Raw genomic sequence first — 8,149 nt, 5'->3', positions numbered from 1 at the left:
CGAGTTCGAACCTCGTGTGTCGCTCCAAATTATTCAGATATGGCAATTGCGGTATCTCGATGCTTAAAGCATCAACTTAAAACCAGCGAAAGCTGGTTTTTTTGTATCTGAATATCCGAAAACAGATCCTATTCTTATTTCTCTCTCGTGATTTGTAGGTCTCACCATTGGTAACTGTGACCGTACATTTAGCGCCTCGGCTGATATCGGTTTACAATATCGGCCTCTAAAGGATTTGACGAAGACGCATGAGAAACACCGACGATTACATCATTTTTTACCATTTGGTCGAACAAGGCTCTTTCAGCAGTGCGGCAAGGCACATGGAGCTCACTAAATCGGTGGTTAGTAAACGTATTGCGAAGTTGGAGCAAGAATTAGGTGTTCAGCTTCTTTATCGCACGACGAGAACGCTGACGTTGACAGAGGCGGGGCAATCCTTCTTTGTGCACGCTAAAGCGGTTTATCAAGCTGTTGCTACAGCCGAAGAATCGATCGTTGGATTGGGGAAGAACCTGTCTGGCAACATTAAGATCACGGTACCTACCATTTCTGGTGAGTTGATTCTTCCGGGTGTGATTTCGGAGTTCAATGACAAGTATCCTGACATCAATATCGATATGGAACTTGATAATCGATTTGTCGATATCGTCAATGAGCGTTTCGATCTGGCCATTCGTACTGGCATGTTGCCAGATTCTAGCCTTATTGCCAGAAAGCTGGTGGATGCAAACTGGGTGGTGTGTGCGTCTCCCAAATATCTTGCCAAGCATGGGATTCCAAAGCAGCCGATCGAACTGACTAAGCATAACTGTTTAGTATATTCCTATCAGGAGACTGGCGCGCGTGAGTGGGCGTTTAAAGCCGGCGATAAGATGTACCAAGTTACCGTTGATGGCAACTTATGCACCAACAACTCTTCCGCATTGCGAAATGTCGCGCTGCTAGGGCAAGGTGTTATCTATGTGCCTCGTGTATTGGTGTATGAAGATTTAAAGCAGGGCAGCTTGATCCAGTTGTTCAAAGAAGAAACGGCGAAATGCTTGGGTATCTACGCTGTCTACCCATACACAAGGCAGCAACCCGAGAAGATTAAGATCTTCATTGATCACCTATACAACAGCTTCCAAAGTCAAAATCATCGATTTTAAATCAAGTCTACAACGCCATTGGTTACTTTGGTGTTGTGGTTTTGTTTCCACCTTTTCTCTTAAATAATTTATCCAATTTAGCCACTTACACGGTGTTACTCCCTCATCACTTACTTTGATAACAAGACGTTGCGCACACCTGTTAAAGAATGGTTTTGTTATTGTTTCTTTTTGGAAACGATCTGTTTCTTTCGTTCTAACGTCGGTTTGTGAACGCTAAGTTACAGAAAAACAACAGATTAATTACGCTATGTGAATGCTGGTTAAGGTTTGTACGCTTGACCTTGATGGACGCAGGGAAATTGACTGCTTATAGTGAGCCAAACTCAAATCCACACCGTGTTCGGTTGGATGTGAGTGATGCAAAATAACTAGAGATACGGATATGAAACAAAAGCAGCTGATAGAAGAATTTAAAACGATAGTCGGGGAAGAGAATGTCCTGACCGATCAGGTTAAAACCAAATACTACCGCTCAGGTTTTCGCTCTGGTAGTGGTACAGCGCTTGCCGTCGTGTTTCCTAACACTTTGTTAGAACAATGGAAGATCATTAAACAGTGTGTCGAGGCGAACTGCATCATCATCATGCAGGCTGCGAAAACAGGTCTCACAGAAGGCTCTGCACCAAGTGGTAACGACTATGACCGCGATGTCGTGGTGATCAACATTACCAAAATCAAAAAAATTCACCTGCTGGATGGTGGCAAACAGGCGGTGTGCTTACCCGGTGCAAGTTTACACTCACTAGAAAAAGAACTCAGAGCCGTTAACCGCGCGCCGCATTCTATTATTGGGTCATCATCGCTAGGTGCGACAGTTGTCGGTGGTATTGCCAATAACTCAGGCGGTGCGTTAGTGAAACGCGGCCCAGCATATACTGAGCTTGCCATCTACGCGCAGGTCGATAAGCAGGGTAACCTCCATCTAGTAAATCACCTTGGTATTGATGGCTTGGGTGAGACGCCGGAAGAAATTCTTCACAACCTGCAAGAGGGTAATTTCAACCCAAGCAAGATTGTTCACGATGATCGCATGGCATCAGACAAAGAATATGATGAACGAGTACGTGACGTGACGTCTGACATCCCTTCACGTTTTAATGCAGACGAGCGTCGCTTGTTTGAAGCGAGCGGTTGTGCGGGCAAATTGGGCGTGTTTGCAGTGCGTGTTGATAGCTACCCAGTGCCAAGCAAAGAGCAAGTGTTTTACTTGGGCACGAACGACGCAAACAAGTTAACCAAATTGAGAAAAGATTTTCTGACCCAGTTCGACAACCTGCCAGAAATGGGAGAGTATCTGCATCGCGATATCTTCAATATGGCAGAGAAATACGGCAAAGACGTGTTTTTATCGATCGACTTATTGGGTACGGACAAACTGCCCAAGATGTTCGCACTGAAAGCGAAAGTAGAGAACTTTTTAGAGCGAGTGCCATTTGTCAGCAAATATTTGCCAGACACCATTTTGTACTACGCAAGCAAATTGTTCCCGCAGCATTTGCCTGAACGAATGCTGGAATTCCGCGATAAATACGAGCACCACTTAGTGCTAAAAATGAGTGATAGCGGAATTGAAGAGGCACAAAAATACCTGAAAGAAGTATGGGCTGTTGAAGATGACTGCGATTTCTTCGAATGTACGCCAGATGAAGGTAAAAAAGCTTACTTACATCGTTTTGCGGCGGCTGGGGCTGCGATTCGCTACGAAACGATTCATCGCAAAGAGGTTGAAGACATTGTTGCGCTCGATATCGCATTGCGCAGAAATGATGAAGAGTGGTTGGAAACTTTGCCTGAAGAGGTGAGCAAAAATCTGGTTCAGTCGCTCTATTACGGGCACTTTATGTGTTACGTCTTCCATCAGGATTACATCTTCAAAAAAGGTACAGATACCAAATTAATGAAGAAGCTGATGTTAGAGCACCTCAATAGTCGCGGTGCAAAATACCCAGCTGAGCACAATGTGGGTCATTTGTACGAAGCAGAAAACTCATTACAGAAGTTCTACCACGAGCTTGATCCAACCAATACCTTTAACCCGGGCATCGGTAAAATGGACAAATATAAGCGCAACTGTAACTGCTGTGCTTAAGCCCTTGTTTTGATCACTAGAGTCTTAGGCTTATATATCTGAGATTCATCAAACATGAAGAAAAAGCCCTGCTGACGCTATTAGAGTCTGCAGGGCTTTGGTGTTTATGAATCGTGATTTTGATGAATATGGCTTTTCTGAGCCTTTGACGCGATTTAAAACCCAGTTTTAGAAAGCGCGCACTGCGGCGGCAGCGATAATGCCAGCAGCAATAGCAGGAAGCGGTTTTTTAACGATAAACATCACCACAGCGGTTGAAAAGAGCGCGGCTCGCGCACCGTTGTCACCTTCGACGGCGAGAGGCGCTAAGAGGGCAATCAGTACAGACCCTGACATAGCAGTGATAAAACGTTGCACGCGTTCGCTAATCGGAATGAATGACATCACATAAACGCCGCCCCAGCGAGTTGCCAGAGTTACCAATCCCATTGCGATAATGATAAACAGCGTGCCGCCTAAGCTTGTTTCAATGTTCATGCTTTTTTCTCCTTCCAACAAGCACCTAAAATACCGCCAGCGATTGCGCCGACAACGACATGGCTGTTTTCTGGCAAATACCAGTAAGCCATCAGTGATGAAGCTGCAGCCATGCCCCAAATCGCGAAGATACGCAGATTTTTAGGGCCGCCTGCAACCATAGAAAGTAAAAAGCAACCCATGACCATATCAAGGCCAAGACTGACTGGATCTTTGATGGCACCACCAAAGTAGATCCCCATCCACGTGCCGACAATCCAGAAGCCCCAAAGCGCAAGCCCTCCGCCGACCAACAAACCAAACCCAGGCTCTTTCTTGCCAAATGCGTTCATCGCCATTGCCCAGTTTGCATCGGAGGCAAGTAACATAATGCCATAGCGCTTATGTGGCGGTAGCTGTCTCAGCCAAGGGTAGAGCGTCGCACCCATCAGAAGGTGGCGAGCATTGATGGCAAACACAGTAATCAAAACCGGTACAAGTGGTACTTCAGCTCCCCACATTTCTAATGTGGCAAACTGAGACGCACCAGCAAAGACAAGCGTACTCATTAAAAGAGTCGGAAAGGCGTCTAAACCGGTTTGCACCGCAGCAACCCCAAAGGCGAGACCAAAGACCACCACAAAAAAGGAAAGCGGTAAAAGCTGAGTAAATCCACCCCAGACGTCAGCCCGAGTGAACTCATGTAGCTCCCCAGAAGATCGAGGAAAAGAGGATGTATTTTCTGTCATAAATGTACCTAGCCGGCAGCAAAGTCGGGAGAAGCCCTAAATGGGTATTGTTGTGATTTTGTAAACTGCATGTTTAACATCAATTGGATGGGCTTTCAAACACAACCAGAATGTGGTTTTCGTCGCAGACAACAAGATGACATTAACGTTATCGGTGTTTCAGGGCTTTTTGAGCGAAAAAAGAAAGCGAGCACGAAGCTCGCTTTGAGTTAGGAAGTGTTTAAAAAGGAAGTCGTAAGACTACTTCACATACACACGAGGGTTTGATGTGCCCCAAATGGTGTAAAGTTCTGGGAAGATCACGTCGGCGTTCTTCTCGATTTCTGCGGCATTGATGGTTTGAGATTTTTGGTTGCCGAACAGAACGACCTCAGAACCCGGCTTCACGCCTTTGATATCTGAAACGTCGATCATTGTTGTATTCATTGACGTTACGCCAACCACTTTTGCACGTTGACCATTGATCAGCACGTCTGCCGTATTGCCCATTTTTCTTGGGTAACCGTCAGAGTAACCGACAGGAAGGTTCGCCATTACGCTTTCTTTAGTGGTTGTAAAGCTGCTGTCGTAACCCACAGTGCTGTTTTTCGGTAGGTGGTGCAGTGATGCTACGCGTGTTTTGAAAGACACGATAGAAGGGTATTCAAGGTTAGTTGGTAGATCACCGTAAAGCACGCCACCAGGACGGACCATATCAAGTTGAGCTTCTGGTACGTTAAGCGCTGTGTACGAGTTTGCTACGTGCAGAAGAATGTCTTCACGTTTTAGATCCGCTTCTTCAATTAGCCATGCCGAGCTTTCTTTGAATGAGCCAAGTTTCGCGCGTACTTCTTCTGCGTTGTAATTCGGGAAGTGCGTCATGATACCGACAATTTTAACGCCAGATTGCTTAGCAATCGCAAGGGCTGCCTTTTTGCCGTTTTCTGTCGTCATGTCAATGCCGTTGCGACCCATACCGCCGTCGTTAAGCGCAAGGTGAACTTTGACTATCTTGTTTGCTTTTTTAGAGAGTGCAGCGATCGCTTTTGCTTGATCAAGCGTGCCGATTAGCTCTTCAACATTTAGATCAAGTGCACCTTCGATTTCGCCAATCTCTGCTGAGCGAACACGCATTAATTGACCTTTAAAGCCGCTGTCTCGCACAACTTGTGCTTCTGCATTACTTGCGATCGCTACGCAAGGAATTTGCTGTTCTATGATAGTTGGCATTAAGCCTGCGATACCGTTGCCATAGGCGTCAGCTTTCATCACCGCACAGATTTTAGTCTGGTCACTCATGTGTGACTTAAACTGCTCGATGTTTTGCTTAAACTGACCTAAATCGATTTCTAGCCAAGTGTTGGATGATTGAATTTGACTCTCTTGGTCTAACGTCGTTTGAAGCTGGAGTGGAGCTGCGATTGAATGCATAGCAGGGGTGAACGTTGCTGCAGCAATGGCAATAGAAAGAAGAGTTTTCTTAAGGCGCATAAAACCTCCATACGCGTTTTTTATTGTTAAAGGAAAGCGTACGAGGGAATGTACGCCAGAAAAACAAAACGCCCCAAACTGCGGAGCTTGGAGCGTTTTTGTCGAGTCGTTTTAGTTTAGCTTAAAGCGGCTCATTACATCTTGAAGAGATACGGATAGCTGGCTCAGTTCGCGGCAAGCTTGTGCAGTTTGCTCTGAACCTTGCGCGACCTCTTGAGACGCAAGATGGATGTTTTCGATGCTACGGCTTAGTTCCTCAGCAACTGAGTCTTGCTGGTTACATGCTGTTGCGATTTGACTGCCCATGTCTGAGATATCAGAAATCGCATGTTCGATGTCATTCATCAGTTGTTTTGACTGAATGCCTTGGTCAGCGCACTCGGCAATGCTTGTGCGAGAAAGCTCAGTCGCTGATTTCGCGTCTTTCGCTAGTGATTGTAGCTGTTCGATGATCGCTGTGATTTCACTTGTTGAATCTTGAGTACGGCCAGCAAGAGTACGAACTTCGTCCGCTACAACAGCAAAGCCACGGCCCGATTCACCAGCACGCGCTGCTTCAATAGCGGCGTTAAGCGCAAGCAAGTTTGTTTGATCTGCGATATCACGGATAACATCAACCACAACGTTGATTTGGTTAGATTGCTGTTCAAGCTCTGAAACGGTATCACCAGCAGCGCCGATAACATTTGCTACTTCACCAATCGCATCAACCATGCTTTGTGTTTCACGCACACCAAGTTGTGTACGGTGGTTTGCATCGTTGGCTTGGCTCGCTGACTCTTCCGTGTTGCGTGCAACGTCGGCTACCGCAGCTTTCATTTCCGTCATTGCTGTTGCAACGTGCGTGATTTGTAGCTGTTGGTCTTTCATGCCAGAAGCAGAAAGCTCAGAGATTTGGTTCATCTCTTCTACTGCACTGCTCAATTGCGTTACAGCGGCAATAACGTTGTCGATAACTTGGCGTAGGTCGTTTTGCATTTTAGTCGTTGCATCTGCCAACTCGCCCAGTTCATCGTTACCAATCAATTTACGATCGATGTCTTTAGAAAGGTCACCTTTCGCAATCGAGTTTGCTTGTTCCACAACAAGTTGTAGTGGGCCACAAATCAAACGTGTTAGAACAAGCGTCATAACAATCATGATCACTAGAATGGTCACGTTGCTCGCGATGGATGAGTTGCTCAAACCGTTCACTGAAGAAAGGATGTGATTTTTGTTGCTGTCCATTGCGACTTTCAACAAGCGGATTAGCTCGTTTAGATCAGAATCGACGGCTTCGAAGTCGTTTAAAGAGTTAGATAGAACAGCGAGCGCTTCGGTTTTGTTGCCTGCTAACATCGACTCATTGTATTGGTCCATAGTAACCAAGTACTGTTTCCATTGGCGCATTAGGCGTTGGAACGTTTGTTGTTCTTCACCTGGCCAAATGGTTGAGCCGTAAGCTTCAAGTTCTTTGCTGATCTTTTCGCGTTCACGGATGTTACTTGCGATTTTGTTTCTGATCTTATCTGCGTCCTTATAGGTGTAAGTAGCAAATTGAGAGCGACGCCAGTGAGAAAGATCATCTCGGATCGCATCCACTCTTTCCATTGCTGGAAGAGTGTCATCAGTATAGTTTAAAAGCTCAGATTTGATTTCTTTGAGCTCTGTAGACAAAAACACGCCAAATACAATATTAATAAGCGCAATCAGTAAAAAAGAGAGCGAAATTTTCTTCGCAATAGATAGGTTTCTGATAGACATTGGTGATATACCTTGTTTTTTTTATGCAGTGTTGTCAAAGTAAACCACGTCCTTATATGTGATATTGATCCATTAAATTACTGCAACACATTTAAAGTATCATTAATCGAAACGATTTTCGATAACGTATTGAGCTTTTCAAAAAAATAAATTATGTCAATGGTTTTATAATGGTAAGACCAGGCGTTTTATGCATTTACGTGTAACAAATTGTTGAAAATGAAAGGATGCTTCCATTTTTACGGGGTGTTAACGATGTGTTTAATGCACAAAAGGTGAGGGAAGTACCGGAATTGTTGTGCATGGATATGATAAGCGCGCGATGCGACGCTTGCTGAACTTATTGTTTTACTCATTTGGTGACGAAAATGTGTGCTGATTGATCGTCAATTAAACTTGTTAGCGTGCTTTTTAATCGTTTGAATCAAAAAGGTAAAATTTATTGTTGACCAGATAAATTAATCCGTTAAAGTACGCCTCGTTCTCAC

At 45.0% G+C, this 8,149-nt stretch carries 6 protein-coding genes; 2 read left to right on the top strand and 4 right to left on the bottom strand.

Annotated features, from left to right (window positions below):
- Positions 1–248 precede the first annotated feature (248 nt).
- Together OU793_RS22840 and dld are read left to right on the top strand one after the other, a co-directional pair.
- On the top strand, positions 249–1,151 hold the full coding sequence (locus tag OU793_RS22840) for a LysR family transcriptional regulator (protein WP_023585096.1): 903 nt from the start codon (positions 249–251) through the stop codon (positions 1,149–1,151).
- A gap of 385 nt (positions 1,152–1,536) precedes the next feature.
- Positions 1,537–3,243, top strand: a complete 1,707-nt coding sequence (gene dld / locus OU793_RS22835; protein WP_159404346.1) for a D-lactate dehydrogenase — start codon at positions 1,537–1,539, stop codon at positions 3,241–3,243.
- Between the two features lie 168 nt (positions 3,244–3,411).
- Here the strand turns inward: dld and OU793_RS22830 are convergent, their stop codons facing one another.
- The 4 genes from OU793_RS22830 to OU793_RS22815 all read right to left on the bottom strand — a co-directional run bounded on the left by OU793_RS22830 (position 3,412) and on the right by OU793_RS22815 (position 7,661).
- Positions 3,412–3,720, bottom strand: coding sequence for an AzlD family protein (locus tag OU793_RS22830; RefSeq protein WP_005460963.1), 309 nt, complete (start codon positions 3,718–3,720; stop codon positions 3,412–3,414).
- The gene (locus OU793_RS22825) at positions 3,717–4,448 is read right to left on the bottom strand and encodes an AzlC family ABC transporter permease (RefSeq protein ID WP_005480275.1); all 732 of its coding nucleotides are present in this window, start codon (positions 4,446–4,448) and stop codon (positions 3,717–3,719) included. The genes OU793_RS22830 and OU793_RS22825 overlap by 4 nt, the downstream gene beginning before the upstream one ends.
- Before the next feature lie 240 nt (positions 4,449–4,688).
- Entirely contained in the window at positions 4,689–5,918 is a 1,230-nt protein-coding gene (alr, locus tag OU793_RS22820; protein ID WP_159404345.1) for an alanine racemase, read from the bottom strand.
- Between the two features lie 111 nt (positions 5,919–6,029).
- Positions 6,030–7,661, bottom strand: a complete 1,632-nt coding sequence (locus OU793_RS22815) for a methyl-accepting chemotaxis protein (protein WP_020837920.1) — start codon at positions 7,659–7,661, stop codon at positions 6,030–6,032.
- Between the last annotated feature and the right edge of the window lie 488 nt (positions 7,662–8,149).

It is taken from the genome of Vibrio sp. VP6 (assembly GCF_028823755.1).
Classification (GTDB): Bacteria; Pseudomonadota; Gammaproteobacteria; order Enterobacterales; family Vibrionaceae; genus Vibrio; species Vibrio parahaemolyticus.
Note: the sequence above shows the minus strand (reverse complement) of the source record. Positions and strands in the feature narration are given on the sequence as shown.

Bases quoted from the DNA above. Each gene is read 5' to 3' on its own strand.
- OU793_RS22840 (WP_023585096.1), top strand. From the start codon at position 249: ATGAGAAACACCGACGATTACATCATTTTTTACCATTTGGTCGAACAA.
- OU793_RS22815 (WP_020837920.1), bottom strand. From the start codon at position 7,661: ATGTCTATCAGAAACCTATCTATTGCGAAGAAAATTTCGCTCTCTTTT.
- OU793_RS22825 (WP_005480275.1), bottom strand. From the start codon at position 4,448: ATGACAGAAAATACATCCTCTTTTCCTCGATCTTCTGGGGAGCTACAT.
- OU793_RS22830 (WP_005460963.1), bottom strand. From the start codon at position 3,720: ATGAACATTGAAACAAGCTTAGGCGGCACGCTGTTTATCATTATCGCA.
- dld (WP_159404346.1), top strand. From the start codon at position 1,537: ATGAAACAAAAGCAGCTGATAGAAGAATTTAAAACGATAGTCGGGGAA.
- alr (WP_159404345.1), bottom strand. From the start codon at position 5,918: ATGCGCCTTAAGAAAACTCTTCTTTCTATTGCCATTGCTGCAGCAACG.